The following is a 25,151-nucleotide window of genomic DNA, read 5'->3' on the forward strand; positions in this document are numbered from 1 at the left end:
TTTGATGGTAAATGCGGTCGTTGCCGACTTGCCTATGTGTCCGACACGATCGGGCTGACTCTGCCCGCGAGCTGCTTGCGTCCGCGCGTCGTCGCCTCGGTATAGAGCGTCGGCGTTGCCAGCTGTCCGGGCGTCGCGCCGGCGAAGCGCTTGATCTCGCGGATCAGGTGCGACTGGTCGTAGAAGGCGTCGCCAAGATGCGCCGATTCGAGATCCTCGCCGCGCGCCAGCGCCGCGGCGGCGCGGACGGCGCGATATTTGCGCGCCAGCATGCGCGGCGACAGGCCATAGAAATGCTTGGTCATCCGTTCGACCGAGCGGATCGACATGCCGGTGGCCGCGACCAGGTCGGGAACGTGGGGGGAGGCCGTTTCGGTCAGCCAGCGGTCGACGGTGCGGATGAACCACATCGGCGCCGGCTCGCCCCGCTTCAGCACCTCGCGCACGAAATTGTTGCCGATGACCAGCCGTTCGGCGTCGCTCGCCGCATCGTGGACGCGACTCGCGACCTCGTCCACCCAGTCGCCGAACAGGTCGGCGGCGTCGATCGCGCGATCGGTCAGCTTTTCGGCGTCGGCGCCCATCAGCGCGGCCCAGCCCGCCGGCAGCATGCCGAAGCCGAAGATTTGCGTCGGGCCATTGCTGATCGCGCGCACCCGGCCGCTCGTCGGCCCGACGATATTGGCGCGGCACACCGATGCATGATGGCCGTCGGCGAAGACATATTCGCCGTCGGCCACGGTCAGGAAGCGGAACTGCGGCCGGTCGGCGCGCTCATATTCGTCGAAGCGCGGCATGTTGATGCGCGCGCAGTAAAAGCTCGACACCATCTCCGCCAGATCGGGATCGGGCGGAAAATAGTGAAGCTCGAACGGCGCGCTGCTGCCCGTGCCCGCGGACGCATTGTCTGACATGACGAACGACCCTCGGCGGCTTTATTGCCGCCTTGTTTCCGATACGTATAATTTTCCATAAGCGGCGGGGCGTCAAGCCGCAATGATCAAAGGCGTCAGGCGCTTTCGTGCGCGATCCACGCATCGACGCGCCGTTCCATGACGTCGAGCGGCACCGGTCCCGATTGCAGCACCACGTCGTGGAAGGCGCGGATGTCGAAACGCTCGCCCAGCGCCGCCTGCGCGCGGGTGCGCAATTCCATGATCTTGAGCTTGCCGATCAGATAGGCGGTCGCCTGACCCGGATAGACGATATAGCGCTCGATCGCCTTTTCGATGTCGCCGTCGGGGTTGGGGGTGTTGTCCTTGAGATACCGGATCGCCTGCTCGCGGCTCCAGCGCTTGTCGTGGATGCCGGTATCGACGACGAGCCGGCACGCACGCCACAATTCCATGCCGAGCCGGCCGAAGTCGCTGTAGGGGTCGGTATAGAAGCCCATGTCCTTCGCCAGCTCCTCCGAATAGAGGCCCCAGCCCTCGGTATAGGCGGTGAAGCCGCCGAAGCGGCGGAAGGGCGGCAGGCCGGTGAGCTCGGTCTGCACCGCGCGCTGGAGGTGGTGGCCGGGAACCCCCTCATGATAGGCGAGCGCCTCGAGTTCGGTTTTCGACATGTCGCGCAGGTCGTAGAGATTGACGTAATAGGTGCCCGGCCGCGACCCGTCGGGCGACGGCGACTGGTAAAAGGCCTTGCCCGCCGATTTCTCGCGGAACGCCTCGACCGCCTTCACCTGCAGATGTGCCTTGGGCAGCGTGTTGAAGAAGGCGGGCAGCCGCGCCTCCATCGCCGCGACCCGCGTCGCGACGTCGGCCAGATAGGCCTCGCGCGTCGTATGATAATATTGCGGGCTGGTGCGCAGATGCTCGAAGAACTGCGGCAGCGTGCCCTTGAAGCCGACCTTCGCCATGATCGCCTTCATCTCGCCGTGGATGCGCGCGACCTCGCGCAGGCCGAGGTCGTGGATCTCGGCCGCGCTCATGTCGGTGGTCGTGTAATTGGCGAGCAGCGCCTGATAATAAGCGGCGCCGTCGGGCAGGCGCCAGATGCCGTCGGCGGTCGGCGCGTCCGCCTGCTGGCGCTTCATCTCGGCGAGCAGGCGGCCATAGGCAGGCCCGGCGCTTTCGGTCCACGCCGCCCGCGCGGCGTCGACCAGCCGCGCCTTGTCCGCGGCGGGCGCGTCGAGCTTGCCGACCTTCGTGGCGATGTCCTCGATCACCGCATTGTCGGGCTTCATCAGATTCTCGATGTCGGAGATGACATAGGCATAGACCCATTTGGGCGGCTGGATGCCCTTTTGCGCGCGCGCGGCCGATTGGGCGCTCAGCGCGTCGAGAACGGGGCCGAGGCCGCGGATGCGGTCGACATAGGCCTGCGCCTCCACGGCGTTGGAGACGCGGTGGATATTGATGAGGAAGGCGGGGAGCCGGCTCTGCGCACCATTCATCTGGTCGAAGATATAGGCATGGACGCGAAAGGCGAACAGCCGGTCCGCCCGCTCCGCTTGCGCGTTGAACAGTTCGAACGACAGCGCATCGTCGGGCGAAAGCGTCCGCGGGTCGAAGCTGGCGCGCATCGCTTCCGCCGTCGCCTGCTGGAGCTTGTGGCTCGCGACCTCGGCTTCGTCGCCGACATCGTTCCAGCGGCCATAATCCTGGTCGCGGATGCCGCGATAGGCCTTGCCCTGGGGGCTCAGCGAAAGCTGTGCGGCGTCATATTGCTCGAAGAAATCGGCAAGCCCTGCGCCGGCGGGCGGGACGGGGATCGATGCGGAGGCGGGCGCGCGCTCGGCCGCCACGGGAGCGCAGCCCGCGACAACGAGCGCGATCAGGCAGGTCGACAGGCTGGCGGCGATGCGGCGGTGCGACACGATAATCTCCTGTTATGTCCGGCGGATTTGCCCGATCCGCTGTGGGGCTTGCCATAGCGGCCGGCGCGGCGCAATGGCGGGCCATGTCGCTCTTCGCCTCCGCCTGCGATGCCGCCTATGCGCTGGCCCGCCCGATCGTCCACGCCACCGATGGCGAGGCCGCGCACAATCTGACGCTCGCCGCGCTCCAGCCGCTGCCGCGCGCGCGGCGCGCGCTGACCAGCCCGGCGCTCGCGACCGAATTCGCGGGTCTGTCCTTCCCCAATCCGGTCGGGCTCGCGCCCGGCTTCGACAAGGATGCGCGCGTCGCGCACGCGATGCCGCATTTCGGCTTCGGCTTCGTCGAGGTCGGGACGCTGACCCCGCTGCCGCAGGCGGGCAATCCGCGCCCGCGCCTGTTCCGGCTGGTCGAGGACGGCGCGATCATCAACCGCATGGGCTTCAACAACGGTGGGCAGGCGGCGGCGGCCGGGCGGATCGCCTGCCTGCGCCGCCACGGCCTGCCGGTGCCGCTCGGCATCAACATCGGCGCGAACAAGGACAGCGTCGACCGCATCGCCGACTATGCGAAGGGCACCGCGGCGATGGCGCCGCTCGCCGATTATCTGACCGTCAACATCAGTTCGCCGAACACGCCGGGACTGCGCGCCCTGCAGGACAAGGGCGCGCTCGAGGCGCTGCTCGACGGCGTCGCCGCGGCGCAGCCCGCAGGGGCCGTGAAACCCGTCTTCCTGAAGGTTGCGCCCGACCTCGAGCCCGCCGACATCGACGATATCGTCGCGGTGGCGCTCGACAAGCGGCTCGCGGCGGTGATCGTGTCGAACACGACGATCACGCGCCCGCCGCTCGCGTCGCGCCACGCGGGCGAGGCCGGGGGGCTGTCGGGCGCGCCGCTCGCCGCGCTGGCGCTTCGGCGCGTCCGGGATTTCCGCACCGCAAGCGGCGGCAGACTGCCGCTGATCGCCGCGGGCGGCATCGCGTCGCCCGAACAGGCGTGGGAGCGCATCCGCGCGGGCGCCAGCCTCGTCCAGCTCTATTCGGCGATGGTCTATGAAGGGCCGGGCCTTGCCGGCCGCATCGCGCGCGGACTGGAAACGCTCGCCGCGCGCGACGGCTTCGTGCGGGTGGCGGACGCGGTGGGGGCGGGCGGCTAGGCGAAGACCCGTGCCAAGGAAGGAGAGGTCGGGGTTGCGCTGGCCCAAGGGCCGCGCCAATGTCGCGCGCATGATCAAACGACTCCTTGCCGCGCTCAGCCTCTTCGTCCTTGCCGTTCCCTCCCTCGCCGTCGCGCAGGGGGTGACCTCGTCCGCCGACCCGCGCGCGACCGAGGCGGGGCGCGCGATCCTCGCCGACGGCGGTTCGGCCGCCGATGCGGCGATGGCGATGATGCTCGTCCTGACCCTCGTCGAGCCGCAGTCGAGCGGGGTCGGCGGCGGCGGGCTGCTCGTCTATCACGACGCCGCGAGCGACAGCATCGCGACGATCGACGGCCGCGAAACCGCGCCCGCGGCGGCGAAGCCCGACCGCTTCCTGGGGCCCGACGGCAAGCCGCGCCCGTTCATGGAAGTGGTACCGGGCGGCCTGTCGGTTGGTGTGCCGGGCAACGTCCGCCTGATGGAAATGGCGCACGGGAAATGGGGCAAGCTCGAATGGAAGGCGCTGTTCCAGCCCGCGATCAGGCTGGCGGAGGAGGGGTATCAGGTGACGCCGGTCCTCCACAACTGGCTGGTCCGGTTCGAGGAGCTGTGGAAGGATTTCCCCGCCGCGCGCGCGATCTATTATATCGACGGCAAGCCCGCACCGGTCGGCGCGACGATCCGCAACCCCGCCTATGCCGCGCTGCTCCGCGACATGGCGGCGCGCGGCCCCGACGCTTTCTATACCGGCGCCAATGCCCGCGCGATCAGCGCGGCGGTCGCCGGATCGAAGCGCAACCCGGCGCAGATCACCGCGAAGGACCTCGCCGCCTATCGGGCAAAGGACCGGCCGGCGGTGTGCACCACCTACCGCGTCTACAAGGTCTGCGGCATGGGGCCGCCCTCGTCGGGGGCGACCACCGTCTTCGGCATCCTCGGCCTGCTCGAAGGCTGGGACATGAAGGCGATGGGCAAGGACAACCCGATGAGCTGGCACCTGCTGGCGGAGGCGATGCAGCTTGCCTATGCCGATCGCGCCAAATATCTGGGCGACGGCGATTTCGTTTCGGTGCCCGTCGCCGGGCTGCTCGACAAGGCGTATCTGGCCGGGCGGCGCCAGCTCATCTCGCCCTTCGGCGCGGCGGGCCATTATGAAGCGGGGAACCCGCCGGGGGCCGAACCGCGCACCACCTCGGGGCCGGTCGCCGAACATGGCACGACGCATTTCGTCGTCGTCGACCGCGCCGGCGACGTCGCCTCGATGACCTCGACGGTCGAGAGCATTTTCGGCAGCCACCTCAACGTCAACGGCTATTTCCTCAACAACGAGCTGACCGATTTCGACCACAGCCCGGTGCAGGGCGGCGCGCCCGCGGCCAACCGGGTGCAGGCGGGCAAGCGCCCGCTGTCGTCGATGTCGCCGACGATCGTCTATGGTCCCGACGGCAAGGTCGTGCTCGCGGTCGGATCGGCGGGGGGCAAGCGCATCATCATGCACGTGACCAAGACGCTGATCGGCGTGCTCGACTGGGGCCTGTCGGCCGAAGATGCGATCGCGCTGCCGAACCTGTTCTTCGGCCAGCAGGGCGTGCTGATCGAGGACGATGCGGCGGGCAAGGCGATCGCCGCGAAGATGCAGCCCTTCGGCTATGCCTTCACGCCGACCGAACTGGGATCGAAACTCAACGCGGCGCAGCGCGTCGACGGCGTCTGGCACGGCGCCGCCGATCCGCGCGGCCCCGGATCGGCGTCGGTCGACGGATCGCCGCCGCAGGGATGATGCGTGGCCTTTCCCGCTCCGGGCGATAACAAACGATCCAACCTCTCTGGGAGAGTAGAGGAATGAAGCTGGAAAACCCCCATCTCGACCATTTCCCCAGCCTCGTCGCGATGTTCTTCGACCGCGCCGAGCGGGGCGGCGAGACGCCTTTCCTGTGGCGCAAGGCCGATCGCGCGTGGCAGCCGCTGTCGTGGCGGCAGGTCGCGAACCAGGTCGCCGCGCTGGCATATAATCTGCGCCGGCTGGGGCTGCGCGACGGCGACCGTGTCGTGCTGGTCAGCGAGAATCGCCCCGAATTCTGCATCGCCGACCTCGCCATCATGGCGGCGGGGTGCATCACCGTGCCGACCTACACCACCAACACAGAGCGCGACCACCAGCATATCCTCGACAACAGCGGCGCCAGCGCGGTGATCGTCTCCACCGCCAAACTCGCGCGGACGCTGATGCCCGCGGTGCTGCGCTCGAACGTGCGGCTGGTCATCAGCATGGAAAGCCTGCGCGTCGGCCAGCAGGGCAATGTCGCGATCCACGACTGGGACCCGCTGGTCACAGGGGGCGAGGCGCATCTGGACGAGGCAAAGGCGCGGGGCCTGGCGATGACGCGCGACGACACCGCCTGCCTCATCTACACCAGCGGCACCGGCGGCGCGCCGCGCGGCGTGATGCAGCATCATGGCGCGATCCTGCACAATGCGGCGGGCGCGGCCGAAGTGCTGGTCAATGATTTCGGCATCGGCGACGAGGAGGTGTTCCTGTCCTTCCTGCCGCTCAGCCATGCGTATGAGCATTCGGGCGGGCAGTTTCTGCCGATCATGGTCGGCGCGCAAATCTATTATAGCGAGGGGCTCGAAAAGCTCGTCTCGAACATCGAGGAGACGCGGCCGACGATCATGGTCGTCGTCCCGCGCCTGTTCGAGGTGATCCGCGCGCGGATGATCAAGGCGGTCGAAAAGCAGGGCAAGCTGGCGAACTGGATGCTGAGCCAGGCGCTGCGCGTCGGCGAAAAGGATTATGAGCGGCGCATGGGCGTGCTCGACCGTCCGGTCGACCTGCTGCTCAACAAGCTGTTCCGCCCGAAGATCCAGAAGCGTTTCGGCGGCCGGATGAAGGCGCTGGTGTCGGGCGGCGCGCCGCTGAACCCCGAAATCGGTGTCTTCTTCCATTCGATCGGCCTGACCCTGCTGCAAGGCTATGGCCAGACCGAGGCGGGGCCGGTGATCAGCTGCAACCGCCCCGCGGCGGGGCTGAAGATGGACACGGTCGGCCCGCCGCTGATGAATACCGAGGTGCGGATCGCCGACGACGGCGAAATCTGCGTGCGCGGCGAACTGGTCATGAAGGGGTATTGGCGCAACCCGGCCGAGACCGAGCGCGTGCTGGTCCCCGATCCGGCCGAGCCCGAAAAGGGGCCGTGGCTGCACACCGGCGACATCGGCCATATCGACGAGGCGGGTCGCATCGTCATCACCGACCGCAAGAAGGACCTGATCGTCAACGACAAGGGCGACAATGTGTCGCCGCAGCGCGTCGAGGGGATGCTGACGCTCCAGCCCGAGATATTGCAGGCGATGGTCTATGGCGACAAGCGCCCGCACCTGGTCGGCCTGCTCGTTCCCGATCCCGAATGGATGGACGAATGGGCCGAAGCGGAAGGGCTGCCCAGGGACCTGAAGCTGCTGCGCGAGCACGAGAAATTCCGCGCCGCGATCCGCGCCGCGGTCGACCGGGTCAACGCCCAGCTCTCGGTGATCGAGAAGGTGCGCAAGTTCGACTTCGCCGACGAACCCTTCACGATCGAGAATGAACAGATGACGCCGTCGATGAAGATCCGCCGCCACGTGCTGAAGCAGGTCTATGCCGACAAGATCGCGGCGCTGTATCGGGGGTGATGCCTGCTGCGTGAACGTCTTTGAACGAAGCAGGCCGTGTCCCCGCGCAGACGGGTCGGAAAGAGTCTATGGTCTGCGGGAATCCGGGTTCGGCTTCCTTCCGTCACCCTGAACTCGTTTGGCGTATATATCCTTCGGACGGAACGGGGCACATTATGGCACGGTGTTTCGGACTCTGATGACTTTGGATTGACCCACGTCATTGCGAGCGGAGCGAAGCAATCCAGAGCGATTTATGCATGCTCTGGATTGCCGCGCGGCTTCGCCGCTCGCAATGACGAGTCCATCTAAATGTCGCCATGGTCTAACGAAAAGCATGGCTTTTCATCGGAGCAGGCGGGGCTGCGACCCGAGAGCTCGGCGCAAACCGAACCCCGCCTGCGGCCGGGCCTGTCGGCTCAGCCTTCGTCCCCCGCCGGTTTGCGATAGGGGATGAAATCGCCGAAGACGCACGTCGGTCCGCGGATGCCGCTGCCGCGATCGACCAGGTGGAAGAAATCGCCGCTGCACGTCTGGGTGCCGAACTGGCGCACCACCATTATGTCGCTGTCGCGCGCGAGGCCGGGGCAGCGGCCTTTCAGGTCGTTGCGATAGACGATGCGACTTCCCTGCCGATAGAGCAATATATCGTCCGACACGCGGATCGTATCGGCGCTCGCATAGTGCGGCAGGCACCGGACCGGCTCGCCCGCGACCTTGCCGGCCAGATATTTGTCGAGCGTCCGGCTCTGTTTCGGGGTCAGCGCCGCGGCGCCGGCATCGGCGCTGCCGGCGGGGGCGCAACTCGCGACCAGCGGCATCGCGCCGATCAGCGCCGCCGCACATAACGGATTCAGCCTGGCCATGATCGGACTCCTTGCAGTCGGTACGATGCGCCGGGGAGGATGAATGCGCGCTGAAGCCGCCGCATCACGCGGCATCCTTGAGCGCGCGGATGCGCCCGAGCTCGGCGGCGGTGGGCGCGCGCAGGAAGGGGTTCGTCGCGCGTTCCGCACCGATGCTCGTCGGCACCGTCGGCTCGCCGGCGGCGCGCGCCGCCTCGACCGCGGCAAGGCGGTCCGCGAGCGCCCGGTTGTCGGGGTCCACCGTCACCGCGAAGCGCGCGTTCGACAGCGTATATTCGTGCGCGCAATAGACGCGCGTCGCGTCGTCGAGCGTCGCGAGCCGCTGCATGTTGGCGAACATCTGCTCGGCCGTTCCCTCGAACAGCCGGCCGCACCCCATCGCGAACAGCGTGTCGCCGACGAAGATCGCGGCGTCGTCGGCGAAATGATAGGCGATATGGCCCGCCGTATGCGCGGGCACGTCCCAGACGTCGGCGACATGCGATCCCAGCCGTACCCGGTCGCCGTCCTTCACCAGCCGGTCGGCGGTCGGGATGCGTTCGCGCTCGGCGGCGGGGGCGATGATCTCGCAGCCCGTCTTCGCCTTGATATCGGCGTTGCCGCCGGTGTGGTCGGGGTGCCAGTGGGTGTTCCAGATCGCAGTGATCGGCCAGCCGCGCCGGTCGGCTTCGGCCAGCACCGGATCGGCGACCGACGGGTCGACCACCATCGTCTCGAAGCTTTCGGGATCGTGGACCAGCCAGACATAATTGTCGCTGAGGACGGGGATGCGGACGATATCGAGCGCAGCCATGCTCTTTTCTCCTTCGCGGTCCGGCCTCTTGCCCTGATGACGGAGCGGGCGGCCGCCGGCCTTGGCGTCAGCGCGATTGTGGCGGGTGCGATCCGCTTCCGTCAAGCCGCGCGAGGGCTTCGCTGGCGAGCCGCTCGGTCAGGGCACGGGCGGTGCCGGCGCGGCCCAGCGGTGCCGCCTGTCCCGCCCATAGCGGCGAGAAATCGCCGCCGCCCTGCGCTTCGTTCGCCTTGCGCAGCGGTGCGAGGGTGGCTGACGCATGGGGGAAGGGCGGCGCGGCGTCGGCCATCGGCCCCAGTTCCGCGACCAGCCGGTTGCGCATGCCGCGCGCGACGCCGCCCGAAAACAGGTTGGTGAGCAGCGTCGCCTCGGCCTCCGGTCCGTTGAGCGCGCGGCGGTGCGCGGCGCCGATCGGCGCCTCGTCGGTGAACAGATAGGCGGTGCCGATCTGCACCCCCGCCGCGCCGAGCATCAGCGCGGCGGCAACCCCGCGCGCGTCGGCGATGCCGCCCGCCGCGATGACCGGGCAGGCGACGGCGTCGACGACCTGCGGCACCAGCGCCATCGTCCCGATCTGGCTGTCCGGTTCTTCGCCCAGGAACCAGCCGCGATGACCGCCCGCTTCATAACCCATGGCGATGATCGCGTCGCAGCCGCGCGCCGCGAGGTGTCGCGCCTCGGCAACGGTGGTCGCGCTTGACACGATCGCGATGCCGGCGACGCGCAGCGGCGCGAGCAGCGCCTCGTCGGGCAGGCCGTAATGGAAGCTGGCGACCGCGGGCTTCGCCGCGACCGCCGCTTCGCCCATCGCGGCGTCGAACGGCGCGCGCAGCGGGGGCGGGGGTCCGGCGTCGGCGATGCCATATTCGGCATAATAGGGCGCCAGCGCTGCCTGCCATGCCCCGGTGTCGGGCGCGGGCGGCAGGCGGTGGCAGAAGAAGTTGAGGTTGAGGGGCGCGTCGCTCCGCTCGCGGATCGCCGCCACCGCCGCGGCGACGCCATCGGGGGTCAGCATGCCGCACGGCAGCGACCCGAGCGCGCCCCCGGCCATCGCGCCGACGATCATGTCGGTCGACGTCGCGCCCGCCATCGGCGCCTGGACGATCGGATGCCGCGTCCCGAACAGCCCGGTCAACCGGCGATCGGGCCAGCCGGGCATCCTACCAGCTTCCGACGTTCGGCATCGACGCCCAGGGTTCCTGCGGCGGCAGGTGGCCGTCCTGCAGCAGCTCGACCGAAATGCCGTCGGGCGAGCGCACGAACGCCATATGCCCGTCGCGCGGCGGACGGTTGATCGTCACTCCCGCGTCCATCAGCCGCCGGCACGTCGCATAGATATCGTCGACGCGATAGGCGAGATGGCCGAAATTGCGGCCGCCGGTATAGGTTTCGGGGGCGCTGCCGTCCTCGGGCGGCCAGTTGTGCGTCAGCTCGACCTCGGCGATCCCCGCCTGTCCCGGCGCGGCGAGGAAGATCAGCGTGAAGCGGCCCTGCTCGCTGTCGAAGCGGCGCACTTCCTCGAGCCCGATCAGCTTGAAGAAGGCGATGGTGGCGTCGGGGTCGGTGACCCGGATCATCGTGTGGAGATATTGAACCATGAAACCTGTCTAGGATCAGGACCCTAGGCGCGCAACGCCCGTCCTTCAAACGCTTCGAACAACGCCAGGAACACCTCCGGCACCGGCGAAGCCGCCCCGCGCGCCTCTGCGACGTGGACGTTGACGATCCGCCCGGCGGCGCGCAACTCGTCCTTGCCCTTGCCGTGCAGCTCGAACAGGAAGGTCATTGAACTGCGCCCGGCGCGCTCGGCGCGGACGCAGATGTCGATCTCTTCGTCGAGCAGGATCGGAGCCTTGTAATCGACCTCCGCGCGCGCGACGTGGAATTCGGGGCTGCTGTGATCCGGCCAGCGATCATAGACGCCCGCCGCGCGCCAATATTCGGTGACGCCGATGTCGAAATATTCGAGATAGCGGCTGTTGAACACCACCGCCTGCGCATCGATCTCCGCATAACGGACGCGCTTGGTGACGTGAAAACGAAAGTCGCTGCGGGCCATGGTTGTCCTTCAGGCTGGATGGGCCGCGAATCGCGCGACCGTGTCGATGAGCAGGGCTATGTCGCCGTCGCGCGACAGCCGGTGGTCGCCGCCCTTGACGAGCGTCACCTGCACGTCGTCGCTCGCCAGCGCCGCGGCGAGGCGCAGGCTGATGTCGGGCGGGACGTCGCCGTCCTCCTGCCCGTGGAGCAGGCGGACCGGGCAGGTAAGGGGGATCGTGCCATCCAGCAGCCGGTTCGCTTCGCCCGATTCGAAGAGGGCGCGCGTCGTCACATAGGGCTGGTCGCCGTAGGGCGTATCTTCGATCAGCGCGCCCTCTGTGCGGATGATCGCCTTTTCGGCGTCGCTGAAACCCCATTCGGTGAAATCGGGCGCCGCGGCGATGCCGACGAGGCCCGCGATGCGCCGCGGCCCGTCGCGCTGCGTCAGCGCAAGCGCCGTCAGCAGCATCAGCCAGCCGCCCATCGACGATCCGACGAGCAGCACGCGCCCTTCGACCTTCGCGTCGATCAGGTCGAGCACGTCGCCGCGCCAGTCGAGCAGCGTCTGTTCGGCGAACTGACCTTCGGACAATCCGCATCCCGCATAATCGAGCAGCAGGCAGGCGCGCCCTTCTGCCGCCGCCCAGGCGAGCAGCGCCGTCGCCTTGCCGCCCGCCATGTCGGACATATAGCCGGGCAGGAAGACGATCGTCGGTCCCGCGCCAGTGACATGGCGATAGGCGAGGCGCGGTCGCCCCGGCCGATCGAGCCATGCGGGCGCTGCGGCCGTGCCGGAAACGGGGAGGGGAGGAAACTGTTGTCTCTCCATGGACGGGGGCGGTTCCTGTTCTGGCAGCGGCGGATCGAATATCGAGACCCGCTGCCCCTAGCCCGCGTGCAGGGGGCCTGCAAGCTCTCCGCCCCCGCTGCCCCCCGGGAAGCCGCCGATTTATCCGCGGCGATGGCGGAACCGCCAGTTGAGGCCGTGCGCGCTCGCGAGACTCAGCGCGCCGAGCGAGGTGAACAGCCGGTCGGCCGTCTCGGGATCGCCAAGCGCGATCCATTGCCCGTGCGCCGCCAGCCCCAGCGCCAGCAGCAGCAAGCCCACCGCTGCCAGTATCGCGGGCAGCCGTCGGCGATGGTGCCGCCAGCCGCCGGCCATCGCGACCCACGCCGCGGGCAGCGCAAGCAGCAGCACCGCGGCATGAAAGCTTTCGGGCAGGCCGAGCCACGGCGCGAGTGCCGGCGCCAGCAGCAGGAGCAGCGGCAGCAACAGGCAATGGACGAGGCAGCCAAGCGAGAGGGTGATTCCTGCAAGGTCGGCGACGCGGGAACGGGGGACGGGAATGCACATGGGGCGAATCCTTCGCGGTGGCGATGCGTGCCGCCTCCATAATGATACATTGTATCATTGCAACCCCGATTGCGAATCCGCCCCTTGCCGCCCATATCGCATGCTGGCAAAGGGGCGCAGTTTCCCTCGCCAGAAAGGCCGATTTCCCAATGTCCGAGATGATCCGCGTCACCCTTCCCGATGGCTCTGCCCGAGAAGTCGCGCGCGGCACGACCCCGGCGCAGATCGCGGCGGACATCGGCCCCGGGCTCGCGAAGGCCGCGCTTGCCGCGCGTGTCGACGGCGAGGTGCGCGACATCATGCGCCCGCTGGAGGCCGATAGCAGTCTCGCGCTCATCACCAGCCGCGACGAGGCCGACGCGCTCGAACTCGTACGGCACGACTATGCGCATATCCTGGCCGAGGCGGTGCAGGCGCTGTGGCCGGGGACGCAGATCACCTTCGGCCCCGCGACCGACGACGGCTTCTACTATGACGTGAAGGCGCCCGACAGCCGCGAACCCTTCTCAATGGACGACCTGCCCGCGATCGAGGAGAAGATGCGCGAGATCATCCGCGCCGACAAGCCGCTCCGCCGCGAGGTCTGGAGCCGCGACGCCCTGATCGCCAAGTGGGAAAAGGACGGCGAGGTCTTCAAGGCCGAATGGGCGAAGGAACTGCCCGAGGGCGAGGATCTGACCGTCTATTGGTCGGGCGACGACTGGCTCGACATGTGCCGCGGCCCGCACCTCGCGAGCACGGGCAAGGTCGATCCGCAGGCGTTCAAGCTGATGCGGGTGGCGGGTGCCTATTGGCGTGGCGACCAGAAGAACGCACAGCTGACGCGCATCTACGGCACCGGCTGGCTGAGCAAGAAGCAGCTCGACGCGCATCTCCACAAGCTGGAGGAAGCCGCGAAGCGCGACCATCGCCGGCTGGCGCAGGAGATGGACCTGTTTCACCTCCAGCAGGAAGCGCACGGCAGCGTCTTCTGGCACCCCAAGGGCTATATCGTCTGGCGCGAACTCGAGGCCTATATGCGCCGCGCGATCGACGGCGCGGGCTACAAGGAGGTCAAGACCCCGCAGGTGATGGATGCGCGCCAGTGGGAGCAGTCGGGCCATTGGGGCAAGTATCGCGAGAATATGTTCGTCATCCCCGACGAGGTGCCGAACACCGAGGACGAGGGCCCGCTCGTCTCCGACGCCGCCGAATGGATGGCGCTCAAGCCGATGAACTGCCCGGCGCACGTCCTGATCTTTCGCCAGGGGATCAAGTCCTATCGCGACCTGCCGCTGCGCATCTACGAGAACGGCTGCTGCCACCGCAACGAGCCGCACGGCGCGTTGCACGGGCTGATGCGCGTGCGCCAGTTCACACAGGACGACGCGCATATCTTCTGCCGCGAGGACCAGATCATCGACGAGGTGCAGAGCTTCTGCCAACTCGCCGACCGCATCTACAAGGATTTCGGTTTCTCCTATGCGATCAAGCTCGCGCTGCGGCCCGACAATCGCTTCGGCAGCGATGAGGTCTGGGACGTCGCAGAGGCCGAGCTGCGCGACGCCGTGGTGCGCGCGGGGCTCGCGACCGACGACTATGGCTGGGGGGAACTGCCGGGCGAGGGGGCCTTCTATGCGCCCAAGCTCGAATGGCACCTGACCGACGCCATCGGGCGGACGTGGCAGGTCGGCACGATCCAGTCCGACCGCGTGCTGCCCGAGCGGCTCGACGCCAGCTATATCGGCGAGGACGGCGAGCGGCACCGGCCGATCATGCTGCACCGCGCGATCTTCGGCAGCTACGAGCGCTTCATCGGCATATTGATCGAACATTATGCGGGTCGCTTCCCGACCTGGCTCGCGCCCGTGCAGGCTGTGGTCGCGACGATCGTCAGCGACGCCGACGATTATGCCACGGGCGCCGCGGCGCAGCTTGCGGCGGCGGGCATCCGCGTCGAAACCGACCTGCGCAACGAGAAGATCAACTACAAGGTGCGCGAACACAGCCTGGCGAAGGTTCCTTACCTCCTCGTCGTCGGCAAGCGCGAAGCCGAGGAAGGGACGGTCGCGATCCGCACTCTCGGCCAGGACGGCCAGCGCATCCTGCCGCTTGCCGAGGCGATCGCGATGCTGAAGGACGAGGCGACGCCGCCGGACCTGCGGCCCGCTTGACGGGCCTCGACGATCTGGTCGGCCTCGCGCCGCTGACGATCGCGGGGGCGGCGGCGATGACGTTCGGCGCCGCCTATGTGCGCGGACTCACCGGCTTCGGCATGGCGATCATCCTCGTGCCGCTGCTCGGCCTGATCATCGCGCCGACGCAGGCGGTGACGCTGGGCATCCTGCTGCAACTGCTGATCGGTCCGGTCGGGCTGGGGCCGATCATCCACGATTCGGACCGCGCGAGCGCGATTCCGATCGCGCTGATCGCGGTGGTCACGACGCCGCTGGGGATGCTGGCGCTGAAAGGCGTGACGCCCGATGTCGCGCGGTTGCTCATCACCAGTGTCGCGGTGGGTGCCTTCGTCGCGGTGCTGCTGCCCAAGCAGCCCGAGGGACATCAGCCGGGCCGGCTCGCAATCGGGGGCACCGGGCTCGCCGCTGGGATATTGACGGGTTTTGCGGCGATGCCGGGGCCTCCGGTCGTTCCCTTCTATTACCGGCGTCCCCTCGAACCGCGCGTGGCGCGGGCGTCGATGCTGCTGATCTTCTTTGCGACCGCCATCGCCGGGACGCTCGCGTCGATGTGGGTCGGGCTGGCGACGTTGCGGCTGTTCCTGCTGGCCGTGCTGCTGTTCCTGCCGATGTGGCTGGGCAACCGGCTTGGCGGCCGCCACTTCGGTCGCGTGGCGCCGCATGTCTGGCAGGCGACGGTGGCGGTCGTGCTGGGCGTCGCCGCCGTCTCCGCCGTGGTGCGGCTGCTGAACTAGAGGCTTCGCAGCGCCTGTGCGGGGCGGGCCGAGAGCAGGGGCCAGCTTCCCGCGATGCCGATCAGGAAGGCGAGGCCGGCACCGCCGAGCAATGTCAGGCCGACGATCAGCGGATCGGGCGCGAAGGTGAAATCGAACAGCTCGACGACGACATAGGCGGCCGCGGCGAGCCCGAGCCCCAGCGCGAGCAAAGCGACGATGCTGGCCAGCGCCGCATATTCGAGCGCCTGCGCGCCCAATATCTGTCCGCGCGTCGCGCCGAGCAGCTTCAGGATCACGCTGTCGTAGACGCGCCGCTCGCGGCTGGCGGCGATCGCGCCGATCAGCACCGCGATGCCCGCGAGGATCGCGATGCTTGCCGCGACCGCGATCGCCTGGCTCATCTGGGTGAGAAGGGTCGTGACCTGGCTGACGACGTCGCGCACCGCGATCAGCGAGGCCGAGGGAAAGTCGCGCGGCACGCTCCGCGCGAGTTCGGTTTCTGCCGTCGGTCCCACGGCCACGGTCGCGACCATGTTGTGCGGCGCCGCGTCGAAGGTGCCGGGCGAGAAGACGAGCACGTAGTTGAGCCCGAAATTCTCCCAATCGACGGTGCGGAAGGAGGCGACCTTCGCCTGCACTTCCACCCCCAGCACGTTGACGCCGAGCGTGTCGCCGAGCCGCAGTCCCAGCGACGCCGCGACCTCCCGCTCGACGCTGACGAGCGGTGGGCCCCGATAGCCTGCATCCCACCAGCGGCCGGCGACGAGCGTGCTGCCCGCGGGCAACGTCGCGCTGTAGGTCAGGCCGCGGTCGCCGCGCAGCACCCACGCGCCCTCCGGCAGTTCGGCCAGTTCGTCGACGCGCTGGCCCCGGAACTCGGTGACGCTGCCGCGCAGCGCCGGGATCATGTTGATCGCGGCATCGGGATCGGCGCGCGTCACCAGCGACCGGAAATCGGCGGCGCGGTCGCGCGGGATATCGAGGATGAAGAAGCTCGGTGCGCGCTGCGGCACGGTGCGCGCGATCTCCGCCGTGATGCTCGTCTGGATCGCCGCGAGCGCGACGAACAGCGTGAGGCCGAGCCCGAGCGCGACGACGAGCGCGCCGGTCGCGGCGCCGGGGCGGTGGAGATTGGCGAGGGCGAGACGCGGCAGCGGGCGGCGCGGTCGCGGAAGGCCGCCCGCGACGCGCCGCACCAGCCAGCCGAGCCCGACCAGCACGACGAGCAGGGCGGCGGCTGCGGCGACGAAGCCCAGCGCGAACAGCGGCTCGCGCGCCGTCGCGACCGCGAGCGCGACGATGGCGGCGAAGGCGACGCCGACCGCCGCCAGCACGCGCGCCTCGATCCGTCCGGCTCCGCTCACCGTCGCGCGGTAGAGCCCGGCGGCGGGAACGCGGCGGGTCGCCGCGAGCGGCGGCAGCGCGAAGGCAACGGCGATCAGCAGGCCATAGGCGGCGCTGACCGCGAGCGGCAGCGGATAGAGCGCGAAACCGGGGCGCACCGGCAGCACGTCGCCCGCGATCGCGCCGATCGCTGCCGGCGCGACGGCACCGGCGGCAAGCCCGGCGACGATGGCGAGCGCCGCCACGGTCAGAATCTGCAAGCCATAGATGCGCGCGACGGTCGCACTGTCGGCGCCCAGCACCTTCAGCGTGGCGAGGCCGGGCCGCTTTCCCGCGAGATAGCTGGCGACGCCGTTGCCGACGCCGATCCCGGCGATCACCAGCGCCGCGAGCCCGACGAGCGACAGGAACTGCCCCATGCGCTCGATGAAGCGGCGCGTTCCCGGTGCGCCGTTGCCGCGGTCGGTGACGTCCCAGCCCGCATCGGGAAAGGCGGTGGTCAGGCTCTTGCCCACCGCGGCCGGATCGGCGCCCGCTGGCAGGCGGATGCGATACTTGCTTTCATAGAGGCTGCCCGGCTGGATGAGCTGCGTCGCCGGCAGGTCGTCGATGCCGATGATCGCGACCGGCCCTAGCGTGAATCCCTCGCCCAGTCGGTCGGGCTCGTCGGCGATGATACCGTCGATTCGGAACGCTTTTTCGCCGAACTTCACACTCGATTGCGGTTCCAGCCCGAGCCGCGAGGCGAGGTCGGCCCCGATCCAGACCGTTCCCGGTGGCGGGGGGCCGCGCCGTGCGCCGCTCGCCAGCCGCATCGTGCCATAGAGCGGATAGGCGTCGTCGACCGCCTTCAGTTCGGCGAGCAAGGCCTCGCCGTCCGGCGCATTCGCCATCGCGCGCATCCGTACCGTGGCGGAGGTTGCTCCCGCGAGGCGGAACGCCGCCATCTCTTCGGCGCTCGCCTGCCGCTGCGGCAGCGCGAGCTGGAGGTCGCCGCCGAGGATCGTCTGGCCGCGCGCCTCGAGCTCGGCGGTGATGCCGCTGGTCAGGCTGCCGATCGCGGCGAGCGTCGCGACGCCGAGGAACAGGCAGACCGCGAGCAGCCGCAGGCCGCGGATGCGCGCGGCGAGGTCGCGCCGCGCGATCCGCCAGAGCGTGGCGAGGGCGGGGGTCAATTCGCGCCCCTTCGAAGGATGGGCCAGTTCATGCAGCCCGCTCCTCGATCCGGCCGTCGTGCATCACGACGACGCGGTCGCAATGATCGGCGAGCGCCGGGTCGTGGGTGATGATGAGCAGCGTGGCGCCCAACGCGGCGCGGCGCGCGAAGATCAGGTCGATGATCGCGTGGCCGGTCGCGGTATCGAGGTTGCCGGTCGGCTCGTCGGCGAAGATGATCGCGGGCTCGCCCGCCATCGCGCGCGCGATGGCGACGCGCTGCTGCTCGCCGCCCGAAAGCTGTGCGGGATAATGCGTCAGGCGGTGGCCAAGCCCGACCGCCTCCAGCTCCGCCTGCGCGCGTCCGAACGGATCGGCGTGGCCGGCGAGTTCGAGCGGCACCGCGACATTTTCGAGCGCGGTCATCGTTGGGAGCAGGTGGAAAGCCTGGAGCACGATCCCGATCCGTCCGCGCCGCGCCCGTGCGAGCGCATCCTCGTCCATCGTGCCGAAATCGAGGCCGGCGACGCGGATCGTCCCGCCGCTTGCGCGCTCGAGCCCCGCAAGCACCGCCATCAGCGAGCTTTTGCCCGAGCCCGAGGGGCCGAGCAGCGCGACCGAAGCGCCCGCGTCGACCGTCAGATCGACCCCACGCAAAATTTCGACCGGGGCCTTGCCGGTCCCCAGCGTCAGCGTCACATTATGGGCGGCGATCGCCGGTTCGGGCGATGCGGAGAGCGCGTCGGTCAAGAAAGGACCCTTTGGAGATGAAAACGGCCGGATGGCGTTCGATGCTGCTATATGGTTGCATGCTCGCGCTTTGCCAACCGCTCGCGGGTTGCGGGTCGGCGGATGCGCCCGCGGCCCCGAAGGACGACGGGGCGTCGCATGCGCAGGCCGCGCCCGCGATCCCCGCCGATGCGCCGCTGGTCATCGCGTTCGGCGACAGCCTTTATGCGGGCTATCAGCTCGGACCGAAAGAGGGGCTGGCGCCGCAACTTCAGGCCGCGCTGACCGCCGATGGCGTCGTGACGCGGGTGCAGAATGCCGGCGTGTCGGGCGATACCAGCGCGGCGGGACGCCAGCGGCTGGCCTATGTCCTCGACAATGCACGACAGAAACCCGCGCTCGTGCTGCTAGGGCTCGGCGGCAACGACATGCTGCGCGGCATCGGTCCCGATCAGACACGCGCCAACCTCGACGCGATGCTGGCGGAACTCAAGCGGCGCGATATCCCGGTGCTGCTCACCGGGATGATGGCGGCACCCAATCTCGGCAGCGATTACGAAAAGAAATTCAATCCCATATATCCCGATCTTGCCGCGAAATATGGGGTCAGCTTCTATCCCTTCATCCTCGACAATGTCGTCACCGACCCGTCGCTGATGCTCGCCGACCATCTGCATCCCAATGCCGAGGGAGTGAAAATCGTCGTGCAGGGCCTTGCACCGCTGGTCGAGGCGGCGCTACCCGCCGCCGGGTAGCGTCAGGGCGTGATCAGCTTCTCGGCGCGCCTGCGCCAGTTTCCCGCCAGCGCGTCGAGCGCCGCCAGATCGCGGATCGCCGCCGGCTCGCGCTTTCCGGCGCCGCCGATCAGCAGCGCGAAGACGCGCGCGATCGTCCAGTCGGGCAGCGGCCGCGCGATCAGATCGAGCGTGTCGCCCGCCGCGACCGCCCCTTCCTCGATCACCCGGTAATACCAGCCGCTGCGGCCGCTCTTCACCACCGTCGCGGGCACGCTTGCGATGCCGAAGCGGTGGCCGAGCTTCCAGCACGGCTGGCGCCCCTGGCTGACCTCGATCAGCGCGGTGCCGAGCCGGTAGCGGTCGCCGATGCACACTGCATCCTCGACCATGTCGCAGGTCGACAGATTCTCTCCGAACGCACCGGGCGCGGTAAGCAGCGGATGGCCGCCCAGCCGCTCGATCCACCAGGGATAATGGTCGCGCGGATAATGATGGATCGCCTTGTCGGGACCGCCATGCACGGTCAGGTCGCCCTGCTCGTCGCCCGCGATGCCGAGGAAGCCGACGTGCCGTGACCCGGCGACGGGCGTCTTGCCGATCGCGCTCGGTTCGCCCCGGTCGCCGAAGGCGCGCGCCTTGCCGGTCAGAAGCGCGTCGATGGCAATGCTCATGCGGCCTCCTGCTCGATGCAGATCGCGCGCGAATCGGTTTCGTCGAGCGGCACGCCGAGCAAGGCGCAGCGATGCGGGTTTCCGCCTTCGACAGCGCGGCGGAAATGCCGGCAGTCGGCGCATAGGCCGAAGGGGCGGTGACCGCGCGCGGCCAGAAAGCCGCCGAGCATCCGGGCGAGCAGCGCCTCCAGCGCCGCGCGGTCGGCCGGCGCCATCGGGGCGAGCATCGCCTCGGCAATGGTGTCGGGGGCGGAGGCGAGCAGTGTCTCCCCTTGGGTTGTGAGGGCGAGCCGGACCAGCCGCCGGTCGCCCGCGTCGCCCGTCCGCGCGACGAGCCCCTTGCGTTCGAGCGCCGCCACGGTCTGTGACACCGTTCCCTTGGTCTGCCCCAGCCATGCGGCGAGCGCCCCCGGCGTGCGCGAAAAGCGGTTCGCGGCGGCCAGATAGCGCAGCGCCTGCCACTGCACGGGCTTGAGCCCCGCGGCGTGGCCGTCGCCCGCGATCAGGCGCGCGGTACGCGTCAGCATGTCGGCCAGATCCTGCGTCATCTCTTTTTAGTATCGACTAAAAACCATTTGCACAATCCCGGTGGGCATGACAGATATATGGTATCGACTCGATACTTTTTAAAAGGAGACGAACCATGACTGAGAAGGCGATTTTCTATCATGCCGGATGCAGCGTCTGCCTCGACGCCGAGCAGGTGGTGGCCGACGCGATCGACCCCGCGCGCTACGACGTCGAAAGCGTCCATCTGGGCGAAACACCGGGCCGCGTCACGGAAGCCGAAAGCGCCGGGGTCCGCTCGGTGCCCGCGCTGGTGCTCGGCGGGCAGGCCTATCATATCAATTTCGGCGCTCCGATCGACGCGCTGAGGGCATGACCGTCCCGGCGCCCTGACACCAATGAAAAAGGGGCGCACTGCGGTGCGCCCCTTCCCCTTTCAACTCTGGCGGTCGCCTTAGAAGGCGAGGCCGACGCCGACGCCGAAGGTGTCGTGGTCGCTGAAGTTGTTGATGAACTGATGGCGATATTCGATCTTGCCATAGACGTTCTGGCCCAGCTTGTGCTGATAGCCGGCGCCGACATAAGGGTCGTCGATCTGGCCGAAGGTGTAACCCGCGTTGACATAAGCCTTGCCGTTGGTGCCGACATTGGCGCCCGCGCGGCCACCGGCCGAGAACTGGACGTCAAAGCCCTTCTTGAGAACCTTGTCGCCGGCAATCTCGGCGCCGATGAAGGTCGTCTGGCCGGCGTTCAGGTCATAGCCGCCCGCGATGCCGAGCGTGGCGTCGTCGAGCCCGCCGCCCGAGATGTAGCCGCCGCGCACTTCGACGCGAGCTTCGCCGCCGTCGGCGGCAAGGGCGGGGGTGGCAACGACCGCGGTGAGGAGAGCGGCGGCAACTGCGAACTTTTTCATGTCATTTTCCTTTTTTCTTCAATCGGGACGCGCCCTGTTGGGTCGCGACCCGGCCCCTAAATGGGGTTGCGGCCTGTCGCTGCCATGAATGGATCGTTCAGAATAAGACAATTTTCTTACCTGTGTTGTTTTTGCAACACGGTTGGATGCGAGCAGACCTCGTCATCCCGCGAAAGCTGGAATTGCTTGCGGGTTTTGGTCGGGTCGACAGCGATCCCGGCTTTCGCTGGGATGACGGTTGGGAGCTTGATTTCGGCGAAGCCGGTTAGCGCTTAGACCTGATGACTTTGGATTGACCGACTTGCGTCATTGTGAGCGGAGCGAAGCAATCCAGGGCGGTTTACGCCACTCTGGATTGCCGCGCGGCTTCGCCGCTCGCAATGACGAGTCCTTCCAAAGTCATCATGCTTTAGCCCAGCGCGGCCTGCTTTTCCTCGGCGATGCGGTCGAGTTCGGCGCGCGTGGGCTTGGTCGCCGCGCTCTTGAGCTGGCCGCAGGCGGCCATGATGTCGCGTCCGCGCGGGGTACGGATCGGCGCCGAAATCCCCGCCTCGAAAATCAGGTTGCTGAACGCGCGCACCCGCTCGGGCGGCGAGCATTCATAGGGCGCGCCGGGCCACGGGTTGAACGGAATCAGGTTGACCTTCGCGGGCAGCCGGTACTGCTTGAGCAGTCGCACCAGTTCGCGCGCGTCGGCGTCGCCGTCGTTCTTGTCCTTCAGCATCACATATTCGAAGGTGATGCGCCGCGCATTGTTCGCACCCGGATAGGCGGCGCAGGCAGCGAGCAATTCCTCGATGCCGTATTTGCGATTGAGCGGCACGATCTCGTCGCGGATTTCCTTGCTGACCGCGTGGAGCGATACCGCGAGGTTGACGCCGATCTCCTCGCCCGCGCGCGCCATCATCGGCACGACTCCGCTCGTCGACAGGGTGATGCGGCGCTTGGACAGCGCCAGCCCGTCGCCGTCCATGACGATCTTCAGCGCGCTCTTGACCTCGTCGAAATTGTAGAGCGGCTCGCCCATCCCCATCATCACGATGTTGGTGAGCATGCGGCCATCGGCGGTGTAGTGGCCGGCGTCGTCTTCCTCGTCTTCCGCACCCCCTGCCATCGTTCCCTTCGGCCATTCGCCGAGTGCGTCGCGCGCGAGCAGTACCTGCCCGACGATCTCGCCCGCCCCCAGATTGCGGACGAGGCGCATGGTGCCGGTGTGGCAGAAGCGGCAGTTGAGGGTACAGCCGACCTGGCTCGACACGCACAGCGTTCCCCGATCCGCGTCGGGGATGAACACCATCTCATATTCCTGGCCGTCGGCGGCGGCGAGCAGCCATTTGCGGGTGCCGTCGTTCGACACCTGCGCGGTGACGACGGTGGGACGGCCGACGATGAACCGCTCGGTCAGCCACGGACGCATCGTCTTGGCGATGTCGGTCATCGCATCGAATTCGGTGACGCCGCGGTGATAGATCCAGTGCCAGATCTGCTTGGCGCGCAGCTTGGCCGCCTTGGCGTCGAGCCCGGCTTCCTCCAGCGCGGCGCGAATCCCTTCGCGCGTCAACCCGACCAGGTCGATGCGGTTGCCGCCGCGCAACGGCACGGTGCCGGTCGTGACCGGGTCGATATGGCCGGGAATCTGCATGATGCGCGGCGATATAGGAGGGAAGGGGGGCTTGCGCAATCGCGCATCGCCCGCCTTCATCTCAGTGCGGCAGGCCTTCCTCGATCGCTTCCTCGAAATCGGTGAGCGGGCCGACCGGCTCCTCGGGCGGGCGGCCGGGCGCCTGCGGAAAGATCGCGTCGAGGCGGCGGCGCAGCGTGTCGTCGAAGTTAGACTGCCCTGAAATCCGGGCATTGCACACGGTCAGTTCCATGCGGATCGCATCCTTGATCCGCTGCAATCCCTCTGCGCTCAGCACGCCGGCGTTCATCAGCTCCTCGCAAAGCTGGATCAGCCCAACGGTCGTCGCATGGGCGCGCAAACCGATGAAATCGAGCGTCTTGTGCCGCTCGCGGGCGGTACCGTCACAGCGCACGGGCGCGTTCATCTTGCTGTCTCCTCATCCCAATCGTTCGACCGGGCAGGGCGCGTCTTTCTGCTGGACGCGTCCCCGGCAGTCATCCGCGATCATGCGCAAAGAAGCGGGTGGGGGCAAGCGTCATCGCAACAATCTGTCGAATCCGTGTCGGTCGGCGTAACGATCCATCCGCTCGGAAGAAAAGGGAGCGAATGCTTGACGGTTCCGGCCGCCAACGGGCAAGGATAAGGGCACGCCGATCGGGTCGTTCTCATCGGTTCCTCCCCTCTTTTCTGCGAGATACCATCATGCCCCCGCGATATGCCCTTCCCTTGCTGCTCGTCGGATCGCTGACCGCGGCGCCCGCGATCGCCCGGTCGGCGGCGCCTTCGATCGAGACGCTCGAGAAGATCATCGCCGATCGCGATCCCGCCGTGCGCGTCGAATCGGTCGATCACGAGCGCATTACCGCCAAGCGAATCGACATCGTCGGAGACGACGGAACGATCCGCATGACCTTGGCCGCCGACACGCCGGCGCCGATCATCGACGGCATCCAGTACAAGCGGGCGTTCGACGTGTCGGGACTGATCCTCTACGATGCCAGGGGTAGCGAGCGGGGCGGGTTCGGCGTCGCCGACCTGCCGGACGGCAGCATGGCGGTGCTGGCGCTCGACCATCCGGCGCAGGATGCCATCGGCTGGCGTGTCGCGCCCGACGGCGCGGTGAGCTTCTCGATCAACCAGGCGCCGCCGCTGCTTCGCGAGCCGGCGCTGGGAAATCGTCTGGTTCCCGGCGTGGCGACCTCGACCCGGATCAAGCTGGACGTTGCGGCGGACGGCACGCCATCGGTGGCGCTTGCCGATGCGGAGGACCGGGCGCGGGTGCGGCTGACGGTGACCCCCGAAGGCTATGGCGCGATCGAATTCCTCAACGCGGCGGGCGAGGTCGTCGAAACGCTGGCGCCGGAGGCGAAGGCGGCGCGGAAGTAGGCACGGCGCAGCGAAGGCGCTACCCCGCCCGCGCGCATCCCAGCGCCGCCGCGTCGATCGCGGTCGCCGCGCCGCGCAGGCGGTAGGTGTCGGCGATCGCGCCGCCGCTTTCGGTGCCGCTCTCGACGCTCATGCTCGGGGCCGAACGCATCGCGGCGATGATCGCGGCGTCCATGCGGGCGTCGCTCGCCCAGCCATGGACGCCGTTGCCCGTGAGGATGAAACGGCGGCTGCCGACGGTCAGCCGCAATTCGCGGTTGGCGCCGCGCGGTTTCGACAGGCGAACATAGAATTGGCCGCGGATGCGCGCCTTGGGCCAATAGCCGACGCTGGCATAGGCCTTCGCGCGGGGCGTGCCGATCGTCGCCGCGGGCGCGGCGATGGCGTAGCAGCGCGGCGTCGCCGCCTCGCGAAAGGCGCCCCAGCCGTCGAAGACGCCGAGCGCGGTGCGCGGGGCCGCCCAGGCGGCGGCCGGCAGCGCCGCGAGCAGGAGGAGGAAAAGCGCCGGGCGCATCCGGTCCGATTGCGCGAAAC

General features: G+C 68.4%; 25 protein-coding genes. 8 read left to right on the forward strand and 17 right to left on the reverse strand.

All coding sequences use genetic code 11. The features are described 5' to 3' along the window. Nucleotides 1–32: 32 nt before the first annotated feature. Nucleotides 33–914: a helix-turn-helix domain-containing protein gene (locus SGRAN_RS06875; protein ID WP_067181915.1), complete on the reverse strand. Its 882-nt coding sequence runs from the start codon at nt 912–914 to the stop codon at nt 33–35. Nucleotides 915–1,009: 95 nt separating this feature from the next. Further along, nucleotides 1,010–2,818 (reverse strand): DUF885 domain-containing protein, encoded by a 1,809-nt coding sequence (locus SGRAN_RS06880; RefSeq protein WP_067181918.1) that lies wholly within the window; start codon nt 2,816–2,818, stop codon nt 1,010–1,012. A gap of 83 nt (nt 2,819–2,901) precedes the next feature. Here SGRAN_RS06880 and SGRAN_RS06885 point away from each other — a divergent pair, with 83 nt between their 5' ends. The 3 genes from SGRAN_RS06885 (at nt 2,902) to SGRAN_RS06895 (ending at nt 7,626) form a co-directional block, all read left to right on the forward strand. Beyond that, a complete protein-coding gene (locus SGRAN_RS06885; protein ID WP_067181921.1) occupies nt 2,902–3,972 on the forward strand; it encodes a quinone-dependent dihydroorotate dehydrogenase in 1,071 nt (356 codons plus the stop codon). A 70-nt stretch (nt 3,973–4,042) separates the two neighbouring features. After that, nucleotides 4,043–5,734 (forward strand): gamma-glutamyltransferase, encoded by a 1,692-nt coding sequence (gene ggt, locus SGRAN_RS06890; RefSeq protein WP_067186959.1) that lies wholly within the window; start codon nt 4,043–4,045, stop codon nt 5,732–5,734. Between the two features lie 62 nt (nt 5,735–5,796). After that, nucleotides 5,797–7,626, forward strand: coding sequence for an AMP-dependent synthetase/ligase (locus tag SGRAN_RS06895; protein WP_210434205.1), 1,830 nt, complete (start codon nt 5,797–5,799; stop codon nt 7,624–7,626). A 398-nt stretch (nt 7,627–8,024) separates the two neighbouring features. Here SGRAN_RS06895 and SGRAN_RS06900 read toward each other — a convergent pair whose 3' ends face one another. From SGRAN_RS06900 to SGRAN_RS06930, 7 genes are all read right to left on the reverse strand, one after another. After that, a complete protein-coding gene (locus SGRAN_RS06900; RefSeq protein ID WP_237233884.1) occupies nt 8,025–8,471 on the reverse strand; it encodes a hypothetical protein in 447 nt (148 codons plus the stop codon). A 64-nt stretch (nt 8,472–8,535) separates the two neighbouring features. Further along, the gene (gloB, locus tag SGRAN_RS06905; RefSeq protein ID WP_067181927.1) at nt 8,536–9,264 is read right to left on the reverse strand and encodes a hydroxyacylglutathione hydrolase; all 729 of its coding nucleotides are present in this window, start codon (nt 9,262–9,264) and stop codon (nt 8,536–8,538) included. A gap of 67 nt (nt 9,265–9,331) precedes the next feature. Beyond that, a complete protein-coding gene (locus tag SGRAN_RS06910) occupies nt 9,332–10,423 on the reverse strand; it encodes an NAD(P)H-dependent flavin oxidoreductase (protein WP_067181929.1) in 1,092 nt (363 codons plus the stop codon). Between the two features lies 1 nt (nt 10,424). Next, entirely contained in the window at nt 10,425–10,862 is a 438-nt protein-coding gene (locus SGRAN_RS06915; protein ID WP_067181932.1) for a VOC family protein, read from the reverse strand. 23 nt (nt 10,863–10,885) lie between these two features. Continuing rightward, nucleotides 10,886–11,323 carry an acyl-CoA thioesterase gene (locus tag SGRAN_RS06920; RefSeq protein WP_067181935.1) on the reverse strand — a complete coding sequence of 146 codons (438 nt, stop codon included), beginning with the start codon at nt 11,321–11,323 and terminating at the stop codon, nt 10,886–10,888. 9 nt (nt 11,324–11,332) lie between these two features. Beyond that, nucleotides 11,333–12,133, reverse strand: coding sequence for an alpha/beta fold hydrolase (locus tag SGRAN_RS06925; RefSeq protein WP_067181938.1), 801 nt, complete (start codon nt 12,131–12,133; stop codon nt 11,333–11,335). A 120-nt stretch (nt 12,134–12,253) separates the two neighbouring features. Beyond that, a complete protein-coding gene (locus SGRAN_RS06930; protein WP_067181941.1) occupies nt 12,254–12,658 on the reverse strand; it encodes a MerC family mercury resistance protein in 405 nt (134 codons plus the stop codon). Nucleotides 12,659–12,807: 149 nt separating this feature from the next. On the opposite strand from SGRAN_RS06930, the gene thrS reads away from it, so the two are divergent. Together thrS and SGRAN_RS06940 are read left to right on the forward strand one after the other, a co-directional pair. Next, a complete protein-coding gene (thrS, locus tag SGRAN_RS06935; RefSeq protein WP_067181944.1) occupies nt 12,808–14,811 on the forward strand; it encodes a threonine--tRNA ligase in 2,004 nt (667 codons plus the stop codon). After that, nucleotides 14,808–15,569 (forward strand): sulfite exporter TauE/SafE family protein, encoded by a 762-nt coding sequence (locus SGRAN_RS06940; protein WP_067181947.1) that lies wholly within the window; start codon nt 14,808–14,810, stop codon nt 15,567–15,569. Before thrS ends, SGRAN_RS06940 begins: the two co-directional genes overlap by 4 nt. Here the strand turns inward: SGRAN_RS06940 and SGRAN_RS06945 are convergent. Further along, nucleotides 15,566–18,070 (reverse strand): ABC transporter permease, encoded by a 2,505-nt coding sequence (locus SGRAN_RS06945; RefSeq protein WP_067181950.1) that lies wholly within the window; start codon nt 18,068–18,070, stop codon nt 15,566–15,568. The genes SGRAN_RS06940 and SGRAN_RS06945 overlap by 4 nt on opposite strands. Nucleotides 18,071–18,098: 28 nt before the next feature. Further along, nucleotides 18,099–18,800: an ABC transporter ATP-binding protein gene (locus SGRAN_RS06950; RefSeq protein ID WP_067181953.1), complete on the reverse strand. Its 702-nt coding sequence runs from the start codon at nt 18,798–18,800 to the stop codon at nt 18,099–18,101. Between the two features lie 17 nt (nt 18,801–18,817). Between SGRAN_RS06950 and SGRAN_RS06955 the strand changes: the two genes are divergently transcribed. Continuing rightward, on the forward strand, nt 18,818–19,534 hold the full coding sequence (locus SGRAN_RS06955; protein WP_067181956.1) for an arylesterase: 717 nt from the start codon (nt 18,818–18,820) through the stop codon (nt 19,532–19,534). Nucleotides 19,535–19,536: 2 nt separating this feature from the next. On the opposite strand, the gene SGRAN_RS06960 is transcribed toward SGRAN_RS06955, so the two are convergent. Both SGRAN_RS06960 and SGRAN_RS06965 read right to left on the reverse strand, forming a co-directional pair. Further along, nucleotides 19,537–20,187, reverse strand: coding sequence for an MOSC domain-containing protein (locus SGRAN_RS06960; protein ID WP_067181958.1), 651 nt, complete (start codon nt 20,185–20,187; stop codon nt 19,537–19,539). After that, nucleotides 20,184–20,735: a MarR family winged helix-turn-helix transcriptional regulator gene (locus SGRAN_RS06965; RefSeq protein WP_067181961.1), complete on the reverse strand. Its 552-nt coding sequence runs from the start codon at nt 20,733–20,735 to the stop codon at nt 20,184–20,186. Before SGRAN_RS06965 ends, SGRAN_RS06960 begins: the two co-directional genes overlap by 4 nt. A gap of 95 nt (nt 20,736–20,830) precedes the next feature. Here SGRAN_RS06965 and SGRAN_RS06970 point away from each other — a divergent pair, with 95 nt between their 5' ends. Next, complete coding sequence (locus SGRAN_RS06970) at nt 20,831–21,070, forward strand: thioredoxin (protein WP_067181964.1); 240 nt, start codon at nt 20,831–20,833, stop codon at nt 21,068–21,070. A 78-nt stretch (nt 21,071–21,148) separates the two neighbouring features. Here the strand turns inward: SGRAN_RS06970 and SGRAN_RS06975 are convergent, their stop codons facing one another. From SGRAN_RS06975 to SGRAN_RS06985, 3 genes are all read right to left on the reverse strand, one after another. Continuing rightward, on the reverse strand, nt 21,149–21,607 hold the full coding sequence (locus SGRAN_RS06975; RefSeq protein ID WP_067113725.1) for an outer membrane beta-barrel protein: 459 nt from the start codon (nt 21,605–21,607) through the stop codon (nt 21,149–21,151). A gap of 409 nt (nt 21,608–22,016) precedes the next feature. Continuing rightward, complete coding sequence (rlmN, locus tag SGRAN_RS06980; protein WP_210434206.1) at nt 22,017–23,249, reverse strand: 23S rRNA (adenine(2503)-C(2))-methyltransferase RlmN; 1,233 nt, start codon at nt 23,247–23,249, stop codon at nt 22,017–22,019. A 61-nt stretch (nt 23,250–23,310) separates the two neighbouring features. Further along, on the reverse strand, nt 23,311–23,655 hold the full coding sequence (locus SGRAN_RS06985; protein WP_067181969.1) for a hypothetical protein: 345 nt from the start codon (nt 23,653–23,655) through the stop codon (nt 23,311–23,313). Nucleotides 23,656–23,933: 278 nt separating this feature from the next. Here SGRAN_RS06985 and SGRAN_RS06990 point away from each other — a divergent pair, with 278 nt between their 5' ends. Continuing rightward, nucleotides 23,934–24,617: a hypothetical protein gene (locus SGRAN_RS06990; RefSeq protein WP_067181972.1), complete on the forward strand. Its 684-nt coding sequence runs from the start codon at nt 23,934–23,936 to the stop codon at nt 24,615–24,617. Between the two features lie 19 nt (nt 24,618–24,636). On the opposite strand, the gene SGRAN_RS06995 is transcribed toward SGRAN_RS06990, so the two are convergent. Further along, on the reverse strand, nt 24,637–25,131 hold the full coding sequence (locus SGRAN_RS06995) for a hypothetical protein (RefSeq protein ID WP_067181975.1): 495 nt from the start codon (nt 25,129–25,131) through the stop codon (nt 24,637–24,639). Nucleotides 25,132–25,151: the final 20 nt, after the last annotated feature.

Source organism: Sphingopyxis granuli (genome assembly GCF_001559015.1).
Lineage (GTDB): Bacteria > Pseudomonadota > Alphaproteobacteria > Sphingomonadales > Sphingomonadaceae > Sphingopyxis > Sphingopyxis granuli.